Genomic DNA, 20,838 nt, shown 5'->3' with positions numbered 1-20,838 from the left:
TTAGACAAGTCGAAACTATCAAAACAGAGAATAAAGATAAACCAACAATCCTTTTGTCATGTCAGCGTTGATTATGGGTTTCGATGAGAACAATCACACCATTTGTCGTATTGGTTGAACTTGTATGTATTTTTACATAGCCTTTAATATAGGCAGTAGGATATCAGCTGTTTTTTATAGTATATCTATTTTATATGGCTTGCTAGTCTGCCCAACTTATTTTCACCCGCCTATCCGCTGATGCGGTTTGATATGGATTGAATTATTATCATGGTTACATCCTAGGATAAATCTGGCATGATGCCAGCAGGTTTCAATGCGAGGGAGTGAGTATGAACGTGTTTATTACCGGTGCGAGCGCTGGGTTCGGCGCCGCTATCGCCCGTAAGTTTATCCACCATGGCCACCGTGTTATCGCTACAGGTCGGCGAGTCGAGCGTTTGCAGGCATTGCGCGATGAGTTAGGCGATGCCTTGACGATTTTACCTCTCGATGTGCGTAACCGTGCGGCGATCCGCAATGCGCTTGAGCAGCTAACACCGGCGCAGCGTACTATCGATCTATTGGTGAATAATGCCGGACTGGCTTTGGGGTTGGAGCCGGCGCATCAGGCCGATATCGAGGATTGGGATACCATGATCGATACCAACGTAAAAGGTGTGGTGAACATGACGCGCGCCCTACTACCTGACATGGTGGCACGCAACACGGGCCATATCATTAATATTGGCTCCACCGCCGGAAGCTGGCCTTACGCTGGCGGTAACGTATATGGTGCGACGAAGGCGTTTGTGCGTCAGTTTAGCCTAGGGTTACGCGCCGATCTGCATGGTACCCAAGTGCGGGTCAGCGACATTGAACCCGGTCTAGTCGAAGGCACGGAGTTTTCCAATGTGCGTTTTAAGGGCGATGAGCAACGTGTCGTCAATACCTATAAGAACAGCCATGCGCTGACGGCACAGGATATTGCCGAGGCTGTTTACTGGGTGGCCACATTGCCCGCTCACGTCAATATCAACACCATCGAAATGATGCCGGTATCCCAATCTTTCTCGCCGCTTGCCATATATCGTAGCGAGTAAGTTAACTTTTTATGGGGGGAACGGCTATAGCGGCGAAAGGAAAATCGTGGCAGAGTGAACCTATTGCACTCTGTATCATCTGAAGAGTGGCATTTTTGTTGAGGATAACACTGTGAAGAGAGAGAAACGATATCTACGCCGCGCCGCCCTCCCCATGGTGCTGCTGCTTGCTAACTTTGCCTGGCAAGGAAACGCGCTGGCGGCCAATTGTGAGGCTGGTAGTACCTGCGTATTTGGCTCTAGCGGCGGCCAAGATAATTCCCTGACCAAGGAGCAGGCGCGTGAGCAACGCGAGCAATGGGATAATACCCGTACGCTGCGCCATAAGGTGAATAACCATGTGGAAAAGGAGTTCGATAAGGCTGATCGCGCTGTCGATCAGCGAGAGCGCTGCGAAAGTAGCCTCAATGTGAACGCCTACTGGGAGGCGAATACGCGGCGCTGTTTAGATCGCCAGAGCGGTCGCCCATTAACCCCCTAATCTAACGTCACGATAGGTAACCTATGCGTAAGTCCCTTTTAGTCTCCCTCCTACTGCTGACACCCTGGTTCGCTCAGGCTGCGGCGCTGGTCACCTGTGAGAGCATCCAGGAAGAAATTCAGCAGAAGATTCTAGCGAATGGTGTCCCGGCCGACGCCTTTACCCTGGAGATCGTGCCTAACGATCAGGCGCAACAAGCCGGGGGGCAAGTCGTTGGTCACTGTGGCAATGATACGCAGAAGATCATCTATCTTCGTACCGATGGCGCAGAGCCCGGCGCCTATAGCGGCAATCACGCGCCGCAGGATAGCCAGTAAGTGTGACGCCGGGCGACAACCCGGCGACTATTTTTTCTCATCGACTACCTCGATGCGCTCCCGTAAACCAGCGCCTGCGGGGATCAACCAGGCTGCTAACAACGCTAACCAGGCGATCAGCGCGGCCGCGATGAATACCGCATGTAATGAGCTGGCGACCGGCATGAGTAGCTGGGAGACATCATCATTATGCTGTAGGCGATGCGCCATCAACTGTTGTACCGGATCGCTAACCTCTGGCAGGCGCCAGGCTAAGTTAAGGTTGAGAGTTGCCCCGAGGATCGCCGTCCCTAACGCCGACCCCAACATGCGAGTAAATACGGTACAGGCTGTCGCGATCCCACGCATCGCCTGCGGGGCACTATTCTGCACGGAAACCAGAAAGGTCGTGTTGGTCATCCCCATCGCGGCACCGATGATGAAGGCCGAGATCCTCCCCCACCATAGGCTGCCTTGCGGAGTTTGCCACAGTAGACATAGGCTACCGATGATTAACAGCATGCTACCGATTAACGCCGTCGTGCGATAAGAGGTGCGTAGCATCAGATGGCCACTCAGGGTACTGGCGATTGGCCAGCCGATCGACATCAATGCCAGCGTCATCCCCGCCTCTAGGGCCGAATGTCCCATTACGCCCTGAACATAGGTCGGTAAGAACGCGGCGACCCCCATCATCGAGGCGCCGACGATTAATCCACCGATATTGCCAGCCACCATAATGCGATCGCGCCAGAGTGCCGCAGGAAATAATGGCTCCGCCGCGCGTTGCTCTTGGCGCCAGAGCAACAGGCCACTTATCACCGCGATCGCCAGCAATACGATGAGCCAACGGCCAAGGAGTTCGGCCTGCAATAATGCGAGCAGTAGTGCGCTAACGCCGATAGCTAACCAAGCGGTGCCGGCGAGATCCAACACATGGCGCCGTGGGTGCAGTTGTTCCGGGAAATAGCGCCACAATAGATACATGGCACTACAACCGATGGGCAAGTTGATCCAGAAGACTAATGACCAGTGAAAATGTTGGACGATGAAAGCCCCCAAGAGCGGCCCGACGATCGCCGATATCCCCCATACACTGGAAAGGTAACCTTGGATGCGCGGTCGCTCCAGGGGGCTATAGACGTCGGCGATAATGGTGACTGCGATAGGGGTGATAGCGCCGGCGCCGGCTCCCTGTAAGGCACGGAAGAGGATCAGCCATAGCATGTTCTGAGCGAAGCCACAGAGTACGGAGCCCAGCAAAAATAGCGTTGCCCCGATGTAAAACATCCGCTTGCGGCCATGCAGATCGGCTAGCCGGCCATAGATGGGGATCGAGATGGCCTGTGTTAATAAATAAGCGGCAAAGACCCACCCCAGCAGAGAGAAACCGCCGAGATCTGCAATGATAGTCGGCATGGCCGTGGAGACGATGGTCACCTCAATGGCCGCCATAAACGTCGCCAGCATACATGCTACTAGCACCAAGACCCGCTTGGGGTGAATTGCCTGTGTATCCGTACTCATAAGCCCCATATCACGACAAACGCTACTGGGAACATACTAGCACGCTATGTGGGAAACGCCGCGCCTTAGTTTCTACGCTAACCCATTGAAGGCGCACTGCTAGCGCCACCCACATCACCCTGTTCGTCGTGACATAATCGGGCATCAATACGGCACCACGCCCTCACACGCCGATACGACCGATTACCACCAGATCTCCGCTTGTACGCCAAAGCTTAACTGGTCAAGCTTATCGTCGTCGAAGGCAAACTGCGTGATCTCGTTTCGCTGCGTCTTCAGATAGGTGCTATAGAAACGGATCTCTGGGCGTGAGCGCAGCATGCTGGTATCGACCTTAAAAGCATGGAATAACGTCACCTTATATCCCTCTTCACGGTAGTCTCGTTGGTCGGCTCGATTCTTTTGGGTAAACCACCCCAACTCAATCCCAGTCTGGTTGAAGGTGTTCCAAATATAGGCTGGGCGGATCACTGCTCTGATCGCATCGAAGTCGCTATGAGCCATACGGGTCTCATAGCTATAGAGATCACTACCGTGAGCATAAACCAAGGCGTTCGCAACGATAATTTCTGGACAGAGATAGGCTTCACCTTGAGAGATTAAGCGAACCGCACTGCCGTTAGTATGTTCACCACCATAGTACTCCCAGTTACCATAATGTGGGTTGGAGCTCGAAATACTCATGAAGCCGCTGGCGACAGAGTTATTCGCACTCTGAAGCACAAATTCGTTGAAGCCGCCGCCAGCGAACTCCTGGCGTAGAATGATGGAGGCAAGATAGGCGTTTTTCATCGAAAAGTAGTCATCAGATTTCGCTTTGCTACTGCGATTAGCCATATCATAACGCCCCGCCAATTCTAACGTGGCTCCGTCCCATAACGGTAGGTTCCGGTAATGTAGTTCGATGGCATTGGTATTAACGTGGGTGTCCGATGCATAATCCCGGGTATAGAGTTTGAGATCTTGCCGCACCAGGGACAGATCCAGCAGGCCGGGCCCCAAGTTTACATTCTCGAGGCCGAACCCCCCTGCCGATAATGCCCAGTTGGTCTTCCAGTCCAACATCTGGATTTCATAGAAAGGCAAACTATTCTTTCCTACCCAGAAGGTTGCTTCGGGGAGAAAAGGAATAAAGCCGGTCGTATTAACAAAGAGATTGGAAAACTGTAATCGGTTATCTTCGAAGGTATTGAACCAACCGGAGGCATAGTCGTTGTTCACGTTACCATCTAATTGCACCACCGCATTGACCGTTTTACCCTCACGGGAGTACACCGGTTTGTCTAAGCGTAGATCGAACCAGGCACCATACTCGTTACCGAGACGCCCCAATGAGCCAACGGCGTAAGATTCGGCGACCCCTCGCCGCGATGTTGCCCAGCCACTACGGAAGTAGCCGGTATAGATCAACCCCATATCCTCTTTTCCTGCGCCGGGAGGGAGAGAGCCACTTTCGTCCTGAGGAATGCTCTCGCCCTCCTCGCTGAGTGGCTGGGTTGCTGGTGTCGATGAGGGCGTGGCTGGGTGTTGATACTCTTGTAATTGTTGTTGTGTCGCCTGTAATTCTTGTTTACTTTCCTGTAATGCCTTCTCCAATGACTCTAGACGCTGCTCCACCGAGAGCGGCGCCGCGCTAGCATAGCCACAGGATAATAGTATTGCGAGGAGTAATATGCTGCGTTTGAATCTGTATTCTTGATGCATGATGAATATTCCATGGCCGCGCATAAGAAGCGACAAAACTGAATGCGCCGTCGTTTCTCTAGCCGGATAATTTTTGTGATGAGCTCCGCGTCCAGTTCTATCGACACAACGGAAATATTCTTCGTCGCCTCTGTGTGAATGGCGTAAAGTGCCTTCAGTTGCCGATAAATAGCGGTAACTGATTGAGCGCTGTGTACAAACCATGATTAATCGTTAGGCTGAGGACATGATTTATCTCCTGGATCAACATCGTTATTTACTGTGCGGTAAGGTCTCGCCCGCATTCCATGCGTCTTGACCGTATCGTCATCTCGGCAATACGGCCTTATTGGGCTACTCTTTTCCCTGGCGTGCAGTGTGAATGGGCTACCTAACGTGCTGGACGATGGCGGCGTGGATGCCCCTTGTGCGCCAGGTAGTGAGAGTCCTGAGCGCTGGAAAGAGAGACTTCATGTGAGGAGACGGGGTCGAGGGTGCGTCGCCGCATGTTGATGACCAAGGTACGCGCATTACGCCTGCCACTAACCTGCGACTGACGCCAGATACGACGGCGCTCCTTGCCATACGTCCTGGCTGACCCGGTACCAACGCGCAATTGCAGAACCAGGATAACGGGTCAGATAGGTAATAATAACTTAATTTACCGTATTAGAATTCAGGCTAATCTATATCCATTTTTACGCTATCCCGCCCCCTTTCTCTGAGGCATGAGCGCGGCTTAGTGCTGAAGCGAGGTCGACTCGACAATACCAATATCATTTCTGATAAGTATAGAGGATTGCTGTATTGGTATCGGTTATGACATAAATATAAGCGAACCACTTCACCATTACCTCTTTAGAGGTAATGGTGCATTCACGTTACGTCTATTTTTTACTTCAAGTCTTAACAAAGGCTAAACAGCATCATTATGTCACTTTGATTTTTCTTGAATATATATCTGAATTTAATGGATAGTGGCAGTCCAATAAAAAATGGATCTCTCCTTGTTATGCAAATATCAACGCACACCTTACCGAATGGGATCGCGCTATCTTGGTATCACCCTGCAGAAGAAGCAATTTCGCCAGTGATTATATTGTGCCACGGTTTCTGTGGTATTCAGCAGGCCTTGTTACCGGCGTTTGCGGAGGCTTTCGCTCAAGCGGGTTTCTCGGCATTGACCTTTGATTATCGAGGCTTTGGCGCCAGTGCCGGCGAGCGGGGTCGCCTGGTTCCCGCGTTACAGATCGCTGATATTATTAGCGTCATCGATTGGGCTACGACACAACCGGCCATCGATGCCGAGCGCATTGGACTGTGGGGCTCCTCATTAGGCGGTTGCCACGTCTTTGCCGCCGCCGCCGATGATAATCGAGTGAAATGTGTCGTTAGCCAATTAGCTTTTGCCGACGGTGAGTCGATGGTGACGGGGCATATGAGCGCGGAAGAGAAAAGTACCTTTATCGCTTCACTGCTACGTATGGAGGAGAAAAAACATACTAGCGGTAAAGAGATGATGGTCGCTGTCACGCGAGTATTAAGCGATGAGGAATCTAAGGCCTTCTTTGCCGAATATCGCTTACGCTATCCACAGATGGATATCAAAATCCCTTTCTTGACGGTATTGGAGACCCTACGCTACCAGCCGGCTCGTTTTGCGGCACAGGTAAAATGCCCTGCGCTGGTGGTCGTGGCGGAACAAGATACGGTGAATCCGCCACAGCAAGGTATCGATCTATTCATGGCGCTGGGAGCGACTAACAAGCGTCTGTATATCGCGGATGGGGCGCGCCATTACGATATGTACGACGGGATGCATTTTCAGCGTGCCATTAGCGAACAGTTAGCATGGTTTAATGCCCACCTGTAAGTGAAATAACGGCTTCCTCTTGCGCCGCAGATGAAGTCATGCTGGATTGCTTGGATGTATGTCCTGCAATCCAGCACACCTTTCCTCACCTGTTCAATTCTCTCTTGTCCAATTTCCTCCCCCCTATTCCGAATAAAGATGGTGAGGTTAATAGATATTGCGTATCTGCTTTTCCTTTCTTTAATTATTCGATTGAATCACAGCTAGTGTGAGAATTGAGGTATCCATCATATGGATATTTAACAAAATTTCCCCAGGCGCTGATGAGCAACGAAGTAACTTTCACCTTGTTTATTATGCTCATAGGTTATCAAAACTTACTACCGATAATGTCAACACCTGGCGCAAGTGTTGAGACCTCATGGTGCGAGGCAATAAAATCTTGTATATATAGTAGGTTAACCAGATCTCGCTCTGGCGCCTCGTGACAGCATCCGAAACGATATATTACAAAGAGGAATATACCAAGATAAAACACAGGATATTGTCATAGATTTACCATGATAGCGAAATTAGATTCTGTAAACCCTTTGTTAATCGCCGCACCCTATCCAAATGATAGGTGATGCCTAGCGCTATCGTTGACACTTATCAATTATCGCGGCGCTTCGCCCCGGCACTATGGGCGCGTCGGTTCGCCGGCATTTATCGGTTGCAGCCGCAGCCGTATTCGTACTCTCAAAAGGAGTTTTGTCACAATGAAAAAAATAACGAAATGGGCAGGCGGGATAGTTATTGCCGGTATTGCCTGTTACTTAGGGTTGGTCGGTTATGTCTACAATCACGATAAAGCGCGCAATACGTTGCCGAGTGAACCGGCAAGTTCTCCTCTTAACGCACAGGTCCTGGGCATCCTGAGCGAAAAGGGTTGCGACTACTGCCATACACCATCCTCGAACCTGCCGTTCTACGCTAAAGTTCCCGGCGTGAAGCAGTTGATGGAATATGACATGTACCAAGGATATAAGGCGTTCAACTTGATCCCGTTGCGGGAAAGTCTGTTGAAGCCTTCTCCGTGGAAGACCTCTAGTGGTCAACCGCCGACACTGACCGACCTGAATAAGCTGGAATGGGTTATCGAAAACCAAACCATGCCGCCGACCCGCTATACCATGATGCACTGGGCGGGTCGAATGTCTGAGGCCGATCGTGAGACTCTGCTGAAATGGATCAAGGATCAGCGTGAGAAATACTACACGACAACAGATATGGCGCCAGCGATGCGTAATGAGCCGATTCAGCCGATCCCTCAATCGCTAGCGGTCGATGCCGAAAAAGCTGCATTGGGCTTCCGCCTGTATCACGATCCGCGTCTCTCTGGCGATGACTCCATCGCTTGTGCCCACTGCCACCAGTTGTCCGCAGGTGGGGTCGACGGCCGCAAGACCTCGCTAGGGGTCGACGATCAAGTCGGGCCGATCAATGCGCCAACGGTGTTTAACGCGGCATTCAACATCGCCCAGTTCTGGGATGGCCGTGCGGCAACGCTACAGGATCAAGCGGGTGGCCCGCCGTTGAACCCGATCGAGATGTCATCGAAGTCATGGGATGAGATTATCGCGAAACTCGATAAGGATCAGGCCTTCAAGCAAGCGTTCCTCAAGGTGTATCCGCAAGGTTTCAGTGGTAAGACTATCACCAATGCGATCGCCGAGTTTGAACGGACCCTGATTACGCCGAACGCACCGTTTGACCGTTATTTACGGGGTGATGCGAGTGCGCTCACCGCGCAACAGAAGCATGGCTATCAGCTGTTCAAGGATAACCGTTGTGCGACCTGCCACGCCGGTGTATCCATGGGCGGTGAGTCCTATGAGCCGCTCGGTCTCATGGCCGATTATCCGTTTGGTAAGCTGACCAGCGCCGATATCGGTCGCATGAACGTGACTCAGGATCTGCGTGATCGTCTGCGCCAGAAGGTACCGACACTGCGTAACGTAGAGCTGACTGCCCCCTACTTCCATCGCGGCGACGTGAAGACGCTGGATGAGGCGGTGAAACTGATGCTGAAATACCAGGTCGGTGTCACGCTGCCCCAGAAAGATGTCGATGACATCGTCGCCTTCTTGAAGAGCCTCAACGGCGTCTATACGCCCTATCAGGCCGGACAGGAGAAGTCGATGAAAGCGGCACCGACCGGTGAGGCGAAGCCAGCAAGTGATGCTTCAGCCGCTCACGCCATGCCGGCAACATCTACATCGGCGGCCACGCCCGCCCACCCCTGATTGCCCTTCTCGAACGAACAAGGGCGTGCCAACGGCGCGCCCTTTTTTATCCATAATACACCACCGCTCAAGCGAGTCTCGAGTGTTGCTGTGATGTGTCGTATCACATTTCCCTGTTCCATACGGCCCTGAGCGATGACGAGCCCTGTGACTTCACGCCGCGATGTACCCTCTTCGCCTCATAACGTGCGCTCAGATGATAGGGATAACGCCTCCCGAGATGGATAACGGAAATCCTGTCATGCAATCACGCGACTCTGCATAGCGGGTTCGATAGGTGAGCGGAGAACAGCAGCGGAATGGTGTGCTAGAGAATGCCGCATCGTGCGGGCTGTATTTTATGCTGTACGGTACAATAACCCCCGTATCAAGCGGGGGTTAGAAAAAATACACGATATGGGTTAGGCGAGTGCGGAAAGATCGATATAACGTGCCAACGCCTTCTCTTCCGGCCGATAGAGATAAGGGATCTCACCCAATTGTGGCGCCGGTAACTTCTGACGCAAAGCATCGATGGTTTCGGCGTAATGCGATAGTCCAGGATTGATGCGGTTGGCAATCCAGCCGGCGAACGGCAGGCCGTCGTTGATGATCGCCTGCGCCGTCAGAATGGCATGACTGATACATCCCAGCTTGATCCCGACGACTAAAATGACCGGTAGTTGCTCCTGTACCACCCACTCTGACAAGGGGCGCAAGTCTTGCATTAAGACTCGCCAACCGCCGGTCCCTTGCACCACGACATGCTGAGCCTTGTCGCTCAACTGCTGCAATCCACGGCTCATGGCACCATAGTCCAGCGCTTCGCCGGTATACGCATTAGCAATCTCCTCACGCAAGGTGATCGGATTGACCTCGTCGTAGCTCAATGCCAGGCTCGAGGCATGCAACAGCGTCAATGCGTCGTGGTTACGCAGCCCCTGAGGTGTTTCTTCGCTGCCCACGGCAATCGGCTTATAACCGACGGCGCTTTCTCCTGTGGCCTGAATGGCTTGTAATAACGCACGAGACGCCACCGTTTTTCCAACTTCGGTGTCAGTGCCCGTAACGAATACGCGTTTTAACATGAAATAATGACTCCGGAGAGACTCCGATTAGTAATAAAAAAGCTCAGTGTGATCTGACCGGAATATGCTGTGTGCCCGCGATCACCGATAAACCGGAAAAGTCTAGGCGAAGCGTTGAGAGTACGGCTTGCGTTAGCTCAAATTTTTATTTATCGCATTGATGATTTTCCCGTTTTATGTCCGCAAAGTAACAAAATGGCAAAATTGCAGACACAAACGGGTTGCTTAACCAGGATTAGCCCTGCAAGAGTCGCAGTAGTAGTGAACCGTTGTACAACGCCTCTTTAACTAACGCGGCGGCCGGCATGGTGCCATGATTATGGAATTGACTGGCCTCGACGGCCAAATGTTGCGTGTAATGCGGCAGCGCTTGTTGACGGATGGCGCTGGCGATCGAGGGGTAAAGAATATCGGCCGCCTGATTCAACGGCGAACCGATGAGGATCTTCTCGGGATTAAACAGATTCACCATCACCGCCGCAATACGCCCAACGCTATGCCCGACACTGTTGATCAGATCGCGTCCAAGTTGGTCGCCTTGTAACGCCGCTTGGCAGAGCGCCTCAATGGTCAAGGGGCGTGTAGCGTGTAGCTGTGATGACGGTGACATCGCCAAGCGTTGTTCCGCTAGCGAGAGAATGTTCTGTAGGCCAGCGATGGTCTCAAGGCAACCATGGTTGCCGCAGTAGCACTGTTTACCATAGGGATCGACCTGGGTATGCCCTATTTCGACCAGGCTTTGACGACTGCCATTCAGCAAGCGTCCCTCGCTGATAACCCCGGCTCCCACGTTATAGTCGATGACGATCTGGATCAAATTCGCACACCCGCTACCCGCGCCGAACAGTGACTCTGCCATGGTCCAGGCACAGACGTCATGCTGTAGATAGATCGGCAGCCCGGTGTGGCGTTCGAGCTCTTCGCTTAACGCCATATCCTGCACCTCGGCATAGTATGGCATGCGATGCACAATGCCCTGCGCCGCGTTAACCAGGCCCGGCAATGTTACCGCGATGGCGGTCAGGCGCTCCAACTGGTGTTGATGACGCGTGAAGAAACGATCGATTTCGCCGATTAAGCGATTCAATAGCGGCACGTCACGTTGCGCCGGTAGCGCGATCTCCTCTTCGACCACCAAGGCACTGCTCAGATCGCGCAATGCTAACGTCATGGTACCGAGGCCGATGCGTACACAGAGGTAATGCCAAGAGGCCGTATCGAGGATCAGGCCAACGGCGGGACGCCCACGACACCCCGGCTCCTGAAACTCCGTCTCCTGCACCAGATGAGCCTCGAGCAGTTCGCGTACAATCTTGGTAATACTGGCGGGCGCCAGCTGTGCGCGTTTCGAAAGCTCAATGCGCGAAATAGGACCAAACCGATCGATAAGACGATACACTGCCCCAGCATTTATCTGCTTGATTTGATCAATATGCCCCGGCTGACCGTCAGCAATCACCACCGCTACTCCCAGTTATTTTTCGCGCTTCAAAATAAATCTTACCGACAAAGGTGAGGATTTTACAAAAATGCGTAAACCATTTGATTCGTTATGTGATTAGGCGCACAAATACTTGCTTTTTCAGCCTAAGTTCTGTCCCGTTCGCTGCGCGTTAACGAACTTCTGCGGGGGCGCTGAGCAGCGCGATCAGGGCTTGAGCCTGGGCGCTTAACGGTCGCTGACGGTGATAGGCGAGCCAGATTTCGGTGTAGGCCTCCGGCTCCGCCAAGGGGCGATAACAGACACCATCCACCTGAATGCGCGTATAGGAGGCCGGTAAGATCGAGACGCCCAATCCTGCCGAGATCAATCCGACGATGGTCATCGCCTCGCCCACCTCTTGGGTAATGTAGGGAACGATCCCCGCGCGTTTGAGCAAGGTCAGCAGTTCGTCATAGAGCGCCGTGCCATCCCCGCGCGAGAAGAAGACGAAAGGCTGATCGGCCAAGTCGTTAAAGCGTAACGCCGCCTCCCGTTGCGCCAACGGATGATGGCGATGTAGCACGGCGACCAGGGGCTCACGTCGTAACACCTGATGGGTCAGGGTGCTGGGGAGTTTAGTATTGCGCAGGATACCGATATCCAGCTTGCCATCGTTTAACGGTTCGATCTGCTGTTTAGTATTCAATTCACGCATTTGCAGATGAACCTGGGGGTAATGTTGACGGTAGGCGAAAAGCGAACGCGCGACCTGGGGAACAAACGGCATCGATGAGGTAAAGCCGATAGTCAGATCGCCACTCTCCCCACGATGCGCCCGTGCCGCCTTTTCCGCCGCCTGCTCTAATTGCCCGACGATGGCATAGCACTCTTTTAAAAAGATCTGGCCTGCCTGAGTGAGGTTGACGCTACGGTTGGTTCGTAGCAAGAGACGGGCGCCAAGCTCTTTCTCCAACGCTTGGATCTGCTGGCTCAAGGGCGGTTGCGAGATGGCCAATCGCTCGGCTGCACGATTGAAGTGCCGCTCTTCGGCGACGGCGATAAAGTATTTGAGGTGACGGATCTCGATACGCATAGCGATATTGATATCTTATAAATATTATTTGTTCTTATTAATATATTAGACATTCACTGGAGGCAATCCTATTCTCGGTGGCTAGTCGCTCTGCTAGCGATTCATGAGTGACAGTGTCACGTTTGTGTTTTACCCGTATTGAAGGATATTGTGTGAATACCTCCCCGGCAGATCTTGCGCCGGATGCCGCGATGCCGGCACCCGCACAAGCCAATGATGGCGTCAATGGCAAACTTCCCTTTATCACCCGTGAACGGCCCGATTTTAAACGCGTCACCCTGGCGCTCTTCTCCGCCGGTCTGGCAACCTTCGCCCTGCTCTACTGTGTCCAGCCGATCCTACCGGTGCTGTCGCAAGACTTCGCAATTACCCCGGCGCGCAGCAGTTTATCGCTCTCCGTATCAACCGCGATGCTGGCCATTGGCCTGCTGTTTACCGGCCCGCTCTCCGATGCCATCGGACGGAAAAACGTCATGGTCACGGCGCTGTTGCTGGCGGCGGGCTGTACGCTGATCGGCGCGTTGATGAGCAGTTGGCATGGCATTCTGGTGATGCGCGCCCTGGTAGGGTTGGCTCTGAGCGGTGTCGCCGCCGTCGCCATGACCTACCTGAGCGAAGAGATGGATCCCTCCGTGGTCGCCTTCTCCATGGGGCTGTATATCAGCGGAAACTCCATCGGCGGCATGAGTGGCCGCCTGATCAGCGGCGTCTTAACCGACTATTTCTCCTGGCGTATCACGCTGGCGGTCATCGGCCTGTTTGCCCTGGCATGCGCCCTGATGTTTTGGCGTATCCTACCTCCCTCTCGCCATTTCCGCCCAAGCTCGCTGCGGCCGCGAACCTTGCTGCTTAATCTACGCTTGCACTGCCACGATCGTGGATTACCGTTGCTGTTCGCCGAAGGTTTTCTCCTTATGGGGAGCTTTGTTACGCTATTCAACTACATCGGCTATCGTCTACTAGAGACGCCCTATTTATTGAGTCAGGCCGTTGTCGGGATGCTTTCGCTGGTTTATATCAGCGGTACCTATAGCTCGCCGAAGGCCGGTACGCTGACCGCACGCTTCGGGCGTGGTCCGGTATTAAGCGTCGCAATTATCATCATGCTGCTAGGGTTACTCATTACCGTCTTGAGTCCCTTGTGGGTGATCTTTATTGGTATGCTCCTGTTTACCACGGGTTTCTTCGCCGCCCACTCTGTCGCCAGCAGCTGGATCGGGCGCCGAGCGCGGCGCGCCAAGGGGCAAGCCTCCTCGCTGTATCTGTTTAGCTACTATGTGGGTTCCAGCGTCGCTGGGACGCTGGGCGGTGTCTTCTGGCACCAAGCTGGCTGGAATGGCATCGTCATTTTCCTTGGTGCGATGCTGTTGCTGGCCTGGCTACTTGGCCGTCGCCTACAACATTTACCCGAAGCCGCGTCACACTGAGAAACCGGCAGGCCGAGTATGCTCTTGGCCTGCGTTATTATAGCGCTGGAGCCGTGGTGATGATGGCCAGCATGAAACGGGTATGCTAGCCCGCTGGATAAGGCGTGATGACAGCCAACGCGCTTTCTCCAGCGTCGCTGAGTGGCATGCCAGACATCGCCCAGCGCTTGGTGCGCTTTCATTCTATTGATATTCATGCGCGCCCTATTCGTGCCGGAAGAGGTGGGCTTCCCGATCTTCGCGGGGCGGGTCTCCTTCCCGCCAACACCTTGCATGACATCGACGGCGCCCGCTCTGTGCGTATCGATGGCCCCCTCATCAGCAGATGACGGGAAATAGGGGAAAGTCCTACCCCGCTCATCGAGCCGTCCGCCGTTCGACCTGGCACCTATCAGGTTACCCCAATCAAGTCAGTAATACATCTCCAGCGTTAGCGCCGCTCTTCTCCCCGGGTGATGCCATGTCCTTTTTTCCTGTTTGGCTTTTGGGTTAATGGTTATGTTTGTCGGCGTTAATCTGGCAAGGAGTATTCGTGGTTTCAGGCGGAATAGAGTAAGATAGCCATATGTATGTTGTAACTAATTAGGTAAGGCATTAGCCTTATTAAAGGAGCATAAATGTCCACCAGCGAGATCGTTGAACAACTCCATACCTGCTTTCGCCAACTCGAGGAGGCGCTGGATGAGACCGACCACCAGCTAGCCGAGCTCTCACCATTACAGGCAGAGGTTTTCGAGCTCCCGGACATAGAAAAGGGACAAGAACATGACGCGATTCAACGAATCTCCGTCCTCCCTGCCAGCGGCGAGACGGCCTTTAACCTAGGACGCCAACATTTTCGTCGCCTCTTCCTGCATCATCATAGCCAGAATATCAGCAGTAAGGCTGCGGTTCGCCTACCTGGCGTGTTATGTTACTACGCGACCCTCCCCCAACGTCAGGCATTACAGCGTACCATCGAACGGGTTAATGCCCATAAGCAGCGGCTGGAACAGATCATTGCGGTCGAGAGCGGATTGGCCCCGGAGCAACGTTTCGAATTTGTCCATCGCCAGCTGAAAGGATTATTAACGCTCAGTGCCTACCGCGCCCTTACCCTGCTGGACGCGCCGAGTAGCATTCATTTTGGCTGGGCAAATAAGCAGGTGATCAATAACTTAACTCGTGCCGAGATGTTGAATCGTCTCGATAAAAGCCTGCGCGCCGGACGTGCCGTCCCCCCTTATACCCGGGAGCAGTGGACACAACGGTTGCTCGAAGAGCGAGATTTACTGATGACGCTGCCAGAAGATGTGCGTCTGAAGATACGGCGTCCGGTTAAGGTGCAGCCCATTGCCCGCGCCTGGTACAGTGCTAGCCAAAAACAGGTACAGCATCCTTGCAGCATGCCGCTTATCGCCTTGTACCAGGAGCCCGATCCATGCCCGCGTATCGGTACGTTGCCCGATTACGATGCCAATAACATCGCCCTACGCCACCGACCACGCGCGCGCCCGCTCATTCCGCTGATCCCGCGGCTACACCTTTATCGCGAGGCCGATACGGATACAGATTAAAAGAGTGCGCCACATCGCCCGAAGGGAAGCGCGGCGCTAACGCTGGAGATAGGTTACCAAACCCAGGACATGGGTTGCTCTTCCGCGCAATAAAACTAGCGGGCGCCTTGATATTATGCGTATTTCTTAACTGACTCTCATTTTCCGACGGATGCCGTGATCACTTTGCAGGACTCGTTAAAAATGATGATGGAGCGAGTATTGACGATGAGATTGGCTCTGTAGAGATATCATTGCATTTTTCATGGCTAAACCAACGATTCGAAGCATTCATCTTCCACGTGCAACATGATGTATTGTTAGCACGTTAACAGACGGCTAAAGGAATAACATCAGAAGGCCTTATCCCGTTTTCACCATTATCGGCACAGCGTCAATCCGAGGTTATCCGTGGATACCTCCTCTCTGTTAACGGAGCCAGCAGACGACGGCACGACAACGCGGATGTACGCAAAGAACCTGTAGGCTATTCAGCAAATTCCTTCAAATACAGCGGAAGACGAAGTCAGCCGTCTGGAAGAAAGGTGCCTTCTCCTACCGTGCCAGGTAAAGCGGTTTACGCCATCTTCGCCTCCTATGGCAACCGGCAATCGGCAATCGGCAGCAGAGGCCTTATCCGACCTTGTTCACCTTCATCGACGATCGAGCCCCTCGGGATATCGAGCCCGAACACATAGCCACGCCGCCATGTGATGAGAGATCGCCCCACCCGACTCGCCTATCTCAGCATAGATGAAAAGTTAGGCACCAATAACGCCCCCCGATGGCAACGAGCCATTTTCAGCATCAATCCGCTTGCAGAAGCAGGGGCGGTTCCTGTTTACTGACACAAATTCACTTTTCACTGACTAGCGGAATCGACAGATGCAAAAGATGACCAACGCCATACAGCATTACGCCTGGGGTAGCCACGACGCGCTGACTAAGCTCTATGGCATCGCCAACCCGGATAACCAGCCGATGGCCGAAATGTGGATGGGTGCCCATCCGTTGAATAGCTCACGGGTACAAGACGCTCAAGGCGTGAGCCATACGCTGCGCGATCAGATCGCCGCCGCTCCGCGGGCACAGTTGGGCGATGCCGTTGCGCGACGTTTTGGCGAATTACCCTTCCTGTTTAAGGTGCTATGCGCCGCTCAACCCCTCTCCATTCAGGTGCACCCCAATAAGCGCGCCGCCGAGGAGGGGTTCGCACGCGAAGAGGCCGCCGGCATCGCGCGCAACGCCGCGAACCGCAACTATAAAGATGCCAATCATAAGCCGGAGCTGGTCTATGCACTGACGCCCTTCGCTGCAATGAATGGCTTTCGCCCCTTCGCACAGATCGCCGCGCTGCTGCAGCCATTACGCCAGGCGCATCCCGACATCGATGCCTTTATCCGGCAGCCGGATGCCGAGCATCTGCGCACCCTATTCGCCAATCTCCTCAATATGCAGGACGACGTTAAAGCACAGGCGCTACGCTGCCTGCGTGACGTCTTAGCTCAGCAGCAGGGCGACGTCTGGGATACTATTCGCACCATCGCCACCATCTATCCCGATGACAGTGGGCTGTTCTCACCATTACTGTTGAATGTCATTCATCTGGCGCCAGGCCAGGCGATGTTCCTGGATGCCGAGACGCCTCACGCCTATCTACACGGCGTAGCATTAGAGGTGATGGCCAACTCAGATAACGTACTGCGTGCCGGCCTAACGCCCAAGTATATCGATGTCGCCGAGTTGCTGGATAATGTGCGCTTTGTCGCACGCTCTGCCGACACCCTGTTAACGGCCCCTCAGCGCCATGGCAACGAGACCCACTTCCCGGTCCCTGTCGCCGATTTCGCCTTCTCGGTACATACGCTTGACGCTCAGCCACAGCCACTACGCCAAGCGAGTGCCGCGGTGTTATTCTGTATTCGCGGCGAGGCACGGCTACAACAGGGTGAGCACAGCCTGATCCTGCACTCCGGTGATGCCTGCTACCTGAGTGCCTCCGAGGCGCCTGTGACGGTAAGCGGCCAAGGGGAATTGGCGCGCGTATTTAATCAATTAGATTAATTTTCCACGAATTATTTGCCAATCGGCACAGCTTGCCGCCACAATAAAAAAACGCCTGCGGGCGTTTTTTTTCCTTACCGGGCCCAACGATAATCGATGCCCGATTCTGGCTACATTAAGGACAGAGTATGAAAAAATCAGCCGTCGCCGTTGCGATCATCGTCGTGTTAGGTGCCGCCTGGAGCGGCGCATCCTGGTACACCGGGAAGCTTATCGAACAGCGTATGGACAGCGAGGTAGCCCGTATCAATACACAGCTCACTCAACAGCTCCCCCAGTCAGGTCTGAAAGTCAGCTACCAGGATTACCAACGCGGCCTCTTCTCCAGCCGGATGCAGATCGTTATCCAAGCCGATCCGACGCATAAGTCCGAGGGCTGGTTAAAACCGGGACAGACACTGAACCTGGACGAAACCATTAGCCACGGTCCTTTCCCGCTTACCCATTTCTCCCTGATGCCGAGTATGGCCGTCATCCATAGCCAACTCGCAGATACCCCCCTGGTCGCCACACTGTTTAAGGAGACGAAAGGTAAAACGCCGCTCGAGGCATATTCCCGCTTAGCTTATAACGGTGACAGCCAAAACCAGATCACCCTGGCAGCGCTGACGACTCAGCAAGGCACGACCAAGGTGGCGTTTGCCGGTGCACAGATCCAGGCTGATTTCGGCAATGGACTGAACCGTATCGACCTCAATGGTGACGTCAAGGGGATCACGCTTAGCGCCCCCAATGGCGAACAGTCTGAAACACTGGCGCTGGAGGGGGTCACCTTTAGCTCCCATACCACGCTTGGTAAGTTCGACATCAATGTCGGTAAACAGCAAATGGCGGCCAAACGGTTAAGTCTGACGGGGAATGGCAAGGAGAGCGTCGTCCTGGATGATGTGTCCCTACACGCTAACCTGAGCGAAGATGAGCACACCTTGAGTGCTAAGGCCGACTATGCGCTGGGCGCGTTGCAGATCAATGGCAAGGCATTTGGTGGCGGTGCGCTGACGTTAAGTCTCGACAGATTCGATGGTAAAGCGGTACAAGCATTCAGCGAGCAGTACCAGCGCTTCCTCAGCCAACAGCTAGCCAATGGTAACAGCAGCGATAGCCTCGCCTACCAACAGCAACTGACGGCCTTGATGGACGCCGCGCTGCCCTCGCTACTAAGCGGTAACCCACAGATCACCATCAAGCCGCTCAGCTGGAAGAACAGCGCCGGAAGCAGTCAGTTCGATCTCAATCTGCTGCTAGGCACACCGCAGAAAACGCCAGCGGATAGCACGCTACCGCCGTTGCTACAGAGGGTTCGCGGCCTGGATTTCTCCCTCGACATCTCCATGCCTATGGCGACGCAGTTGGCCGCCCATGTCGCCGAACTGGAGGGCTACCCCGCCGATCAGGCACAGAAGCTGGCGACCCAACAGGTACAAGGCGTCTCAGCCATGGGGCAGATGTTTAAATTGACGACACAGCAAGATCAGAGCATCGTCAGCAAACTGCATTACGCCGACGGTCAGATCACGCTGAATGGTAAGCAGATGAGCCTAGCGCAGTTCGCCGGTCTATTCGGCCTGCTCGATGGTATCGAGGGTCAAGCGCCCGCCGGACAGTAATCTATCTCCGCAACCTCACAGCGCCTGTGCCTCGGGCGCTGTGATACTCCCCACCAATGCGCGCCTCGCCATCCCCCCCTTTTCCCCGCTCCTGCGATGAACCAACCGCCACGCCTTTGCCGCTAAGGCGCCAAGAACCGTCTTAGCGTATCCTCCGCGACTAAACAGGATTACCCACGCTACTAACGCCAGTGCTACGACGGCGCCTACAAGATCGACAGAAAGGTGTAAGCGGTGGGGGAAACACGCATAACTGTATAAATATACAGTTATGCCATAAAACGGCTATCCTCGCGGATATTTTGTGATGCTCATCACATTTATATGTAACTGAATAGCAAATTACATCGCATTGTTTTTATACTGATGCGCACTTTACGTCCGATAACTGAGAGTGCTCATCATGATTGATTCGCGTTTTCCCCTGACCGACCTGCACCGCCATCTCGACGGAAACATCCGACCGCAAACGATCCTCGATCTGGGACAACAGTATCATCTGGCCCTACCGGCCAATGAGCTGGAGGCATTACGTCCTCATGTACAAATCGGCGACAACGCGCCCGACTTGGTCACCTTTCTGCAAAAATTAGATTGGGGTGTGGCGGTCTTAGCCAGCCTGGATGCCTGCCGTCGTATCGCCTATGAGAACGTCGAGGACCTGCAACGTGCCGGGATCGACTATGCCGAGTTACGCTTCTCGCCCTACTATATGGCGCGTCAGCATCAGCTCCCGCTACAAGGGGTGGTCGAGGCGGTGATCGACGGCGTCAACGCCGGAGTGCGCGATCTCGGTATTCCGGTACGTCTGATCGGCATCCTGAGCCGCACCTTCGGCCAAGCGGCCTGTGACCAAGAACTGGAGGCGCTGCTGGCCTGCCGCGATCATATCACCGCGTTGGATCTGGCTGGCGATGAGCTGGGTTTCCCTGGCGCCCTATTCCTGCCACACTTCAAGCAAGCACGTGACGCTGGCTGGCACATCACGGTACACGCTGGCGAAGCCGCCGGCGCGGACAGCATCTGGCAAGCGATCCGTGAACTCGGCGCCGAGCGCATCGGCCATGGTGTTAACGCCATTCACGATGCGCGCCTCATGGATTACCTGGCCGAGCATGCCATCGGTATTGAGTCCTGCCTGACCTCGAATCTCCAGACCAGCACCGTCAGCTCACTGGCCCAGCATCCGCTGAAACACTTCTTAGCACATGGCTGCCTGGCCAACATCAACACCGATGATCCGGCGGTCGAAGGCATCGAACTGCGCCACGAATACCAGGTCGCCGCCCCGGCCGCCGGGTTAAGCGGCGAGCAGATCCGCCAAGCACAGTACAATGGCCTCAGCATGGCCTTCCTCTCGCCTGCCGAGAAACAGGCGCTACGTGATGCCAAATCATTGGGTTAATAGTTAGCACCTGACACGCTAGCTCACCATAGGGCGCCGCCAGGGCGCCC

General features: G+C 54.0%; 15 protein-coding genes. 10 read left to right on the top strand and 5 right to left on the bottom strand.

What is annotated here, in order from left to right:
- The first annotated feature begins 332 nt into the window (after positions 1 to 332).
- The 3 genes from ydfG to ACEQFP_RS04350 all read left to right on the top strand — a co-directional run bounded on the left by ydfG (position 333) and on the right by ACEQFP_RS04350 (position 1,880).
- Positions 333 to 1,082, top strand: a complete 750-nt coding sequence (gene ydfG, locus ACEQFP_RS04360) for a bifunctional NADP-dependent 3-hydroxy acid dehydrogenase/3-hydroxypropionate dehydrogenase YdfG (RefSeq protein WP_005285986.1) — start codon at positions 333 to 335, stop codon at positions 1,080 to 1,082.
- Positions 1,083 to 1,236: 154 nt separating this feature from the next.
- On the top strand, positions 1,237 to 1,563 hold the full coding sequence (locus ACEQFP_RS04355) for a DUF1283 family protein (RefSeq protein ID WP_005285988.1): 327 nt from the start codon (positions 1,237 to 1,239) through the stop codon (positions 1,561 to 1,563).
- 23 nt (positions 1,564 to 1,586) lie between these two features.
- On the top strand, positions 1,587 to 1,880 hold the full coding sequence (locus ACEQFP_RS04350) for a DUF1161 domain-containing protein (RefSeq protein ID WP_005285990.1): 294 nt from the start codon (positions 1,587 to 1,589) through the stop codon (positions 1,878 to 1,880).
- A gap of 27 nt (positions 1,881 to 1,907) precedes the next feature.
- On the opposite strand, the gene ACEQFP_RS04345 is transcribed toward ACEQFP_RS04350, so the two are convergent.
- Together ACEQFP_RS04345 and ACEQFP_RS04340 are read right to left on the bottom strand one after the other, a co-directional pair.
- A complete protein-coding gene (locus ACEQFP_RS04345) occupies positions 1,908 to 3,386 on the bottom strand; it encodes an MDR family MFS transporter (RefSeq protein ID WP_005293738.1) in 1,479 nt (492 codons plus the stop codon).
- A 183-nt stretch (positions 3,387 to 3,569) separates the two neighbouring features.
- Positions 3,570 to 5,090, bottom strand: a complete 1,521-nt coding sequence (locus ACEQFP_RS04340) for a carbohydrate porin (RefSeq protein ID WP_370547509.1) — start codon at positions 5,088 to 5,090, stop codon at positions 3,570 to 3,572.
- A gap of 991 nt (positions 5,091 to 6,081) precedes the next feature.
- On the opposite strand from ACEQFP_RS04340, the gene ACEQFP_RS04335 reads away from it, so the two are divergent.
- On the top strand, positions 6,082 to 6,942 hold the full coding sequence (locus ACEQFP_RS04335; RefSeq protein ID WP_035598901.1) for an alpha/beta hydrolase: 861 nt from the start codon (positions 6,082 to 6,084) through the stop codon (positions 6,940 to 6,942).
- A 698-nt stretch (positions 6,943 to 7,640) separates the two neighbouring features.
- Positions 7,641 to 9,167, top strand: a complete 1,527-nt coding sequence (locus ACEQFP_RS04330) for a cytochrome-c peroxidase (RefSeq protein ID WP_035598903.1) — start codon at positions 7,641 to 7,643, stop codon at positions 9,165 to 9,167.
- A 401-nt stretch (positions 9,168 to 9,568) separates the two neighbouring features.
- Here the strand turns inward: ACEQFP_RS04330 and bioD are convergent, their stop codons facing one another.
- From bioD to ACEQFP_RS04315, 3 genes are all read right to left on the bottom strand, one after another.
- Positions 9,569 to 10,234: a dethiobiotin synthase gene (bioD, locus tag ACEQFP_RS04325; protein WP_005286019.1), complete on the bottom strand. Its 666-nt coding sequence runs from the start codon at positions 10,232 to 10,234 to the stop codon at positions 9,569 to 9,571.
- Positions 10,235 to 10,469: 235 nt separating this feature from the next.
- Positions 10,470 to 11,693, bottom strand: coding sequence for an ROK family transcriptional regulator (locus tag ACEQFP_RS04320; protein ID WP_035594988.1), 1,224 nt, complete (start codon positions 11,691 to 11,693; stop codon positions 10,470 to 10,472).
- Between the two features lie 154 nt (positions 11,694 to 11,847).
- Positions 11,848 to 12,750 (bottom strand): LysR family transcriptional regulator, encoded by a 903-nt coding sequence (locus tag ACEQFP_RS04315; protein WP_005286027.1) that lies wholly within the window; start codon positions 12,748 to 12,750, stop codon positions 11,848 to 11,850.
- A gap of 191 nt (positions 12,751 to 12,941) precedes the next feature.
- Here ACEQFP_RS04315 and ACEQFP_RS04310 point away from each other — a divergent pair, with 191 nt between their 5' ends.
- From ACEQFP_RS04310 to add, 5 genes are all read left to right on the top strand, one after another.
- On the top strand, positions 12,942 to 14,177 hold the full coding sequence (locus ACEQFP_RS04310; protein ID WP_370547552.1) for an MFS transporter: 1,236 nt from the start codon (positions 12,942 to 12,944) through the stop codon (positions 14,175 to 14,177).
- 617 nt (positions 14,178 to 14,794) lie between these two features.
- Positions 14,795 to 15,733: a DNA replication terminus site-binding protein gene (gene tus / locus ACEQFP_RS04305; protein ID WP_109728137.1), complete on the top strand. Its 939-nt coding sequence runs from the start codon at positions 14,795 to 14,797 to the stop codon at positions 15,731 to 15,733.
- 864 nt (positions 15,734 to 16,597) lie between these two features.
- Positions 16,598 to 17,776 carry a mannose-6-phosphate isomerase gene (gene manA / locus ACEQFP_RS04300; RefSeq protein ID WP_370547507.1) on the top strand — a complete coding sequence of 393 codons (1,179 nt, stop codon included), beginning with the start codon at positions 16,598 to 16,600 and terminating at the stop codon, positions 17,774 to 17,776.
- A 128-nt stretch (positions 17,777 to 17,904) separates the two neighbouring features.
- Positions 17,905 to 19,383, top strand: a complete 1,479-nt coding sequence (locus ACEQFP_RS04295; RefSeq protein WP_109728139.1) for a YdgA family protein — start codon at positions 17,905 to 17,907, stop codon at positions 19,381 to 19,383.
- 403 nt (positions 19,384 to 19,786) lie between these two features.
- Positions 19,787 to 20,788: an adenosine deaminase gene (gene add, locus ACEQFP_RS04290; protein WP_005286063.1), complete on the top strand. Its 1,002-nt coding sequence runs from the start codon at positions 19,787 to 19,789 to the stop codon at positions 20,786 to 20,788.
- Positions 20,789 to 20,838: the final 50 nt, after the last annotated feature.

This window comes from Edwardsiella sp. A.80236 (genome assembly GCF_044540725.1).
Taxonomy (GTDB): Bacteria; Pseudomonadota; Gammaproteobacteria; order Enterobacterales; family Enterobacteriaceae; genus Edwardsiella; species Edwardsiella tarda.
This window is presented reverse-complemented; position numbering and strand designations above follow the sequence as displayed.

What these genes read in the sequence shown, in the direction of transcription:
- ydfG (WP_005285986.1), top strand. Translation starts at nt 333, where the DNA reads ATGAACGTGTTTATTACCGGTGCGAGCGCTGGGTTCGGCGCCGCTATC.
- ACEQFP_RS04355 (WP_005285988.1), top strand. Translation starts at nt 1,237, where the DNA reads ATGGTGCTGCTGCTTGCTAACTTTGCCTGGCAAGGAAACGCGCTGGCG.
- ACEQFP_RS04350 (WP_005285990.1), top strand. Translation starts at nt 1,587, where the DNA reads ATGCGTAAGTCCCTTTTAGTCTCCCTCCTACTGCTGACACCCTGGTTC.
- ACEQFP_RS04345 (WP_005293738.1), bottom strand. Translation starts at nt 3,386, where the DNA reads ATGAGTACGGATACACAGGCAATTCACCCCAAGCGGGTCTTGGTGCTA.
- ACEQFP_RS04340 (WP_370547509.1), bottom strand. Translation starts at nt 5,090, where the DNA reads ATGCATCAAGAATACAGATTCAAACGCAGCATATTACTCCTCGCAATA.
- ACEQFP_RS04335 (WP_035598901.1), top strand. Translation starts at nt 6,082, where the DNA reads ATGCAAATATCAACGCACACCTTACCGAATGGGATCGCGCTATCTTGG.
- ACEQFP_RS04330 (WP_035598903.1), top strand. Translation starts at nt 7,641, where the DNA reads ATGAAAAAAATAACGAAATGGGCAGGCGGGATAGTTATTGCCGGTATT.
- bioD (WP_005286019.1), bottom strand. Translation starts at nt 10,234, where the DNA reads ATGTTAAAACGCGTATTCGTTACGGGCACTGACACCGAAGTTGGAAAA.
- ACEQFP_RS04315 (WP_005286027.1), bottom strand. Translation starts at nt 12,750, where the DNA reads ATGCGTATCGAGATCCGTCACCTCAAATACTTTATCGCCGTCGCCGAA.
- ACEQFP_RS04310 (WP_370547552.1), top strand. Translation starts at nt 12,942, where the DNA reads ATGCCGGCACCCGCACAAGCCAATGATGGCGTCAATGGCAAACTTCCC.
- tus (WP_109728137.1), top strand. Translation starts at nt 14,795, where the DNA reads ATGTCCACCAGCGAGATCGTTGAACAACTCCATACCTGCTTTCGCCAA.
- manA (WP_370547507.1), top strand. Translation starts at nt 16,598, where the DNA reads ATGCAAAAGATGACCAACGCCATACAGCATTACGCCTGGGGTAGCCAC.
- ACEQFP_RS04295 (WP_109728139.1), top strand. Translation starts at nt 17,905, where the DNA reads ATGAAAAAATCAGCCGTCGCCGTTGCGATCATCGTCGTGTTAGGTGCC.
- add (WP_005286063.1), top strand. Translation starts at nt 19,787, where the DNA reads ATGATTGATTCGCGTTTTCCCCTGACCGACCTGCACCGCCATCTCGAC.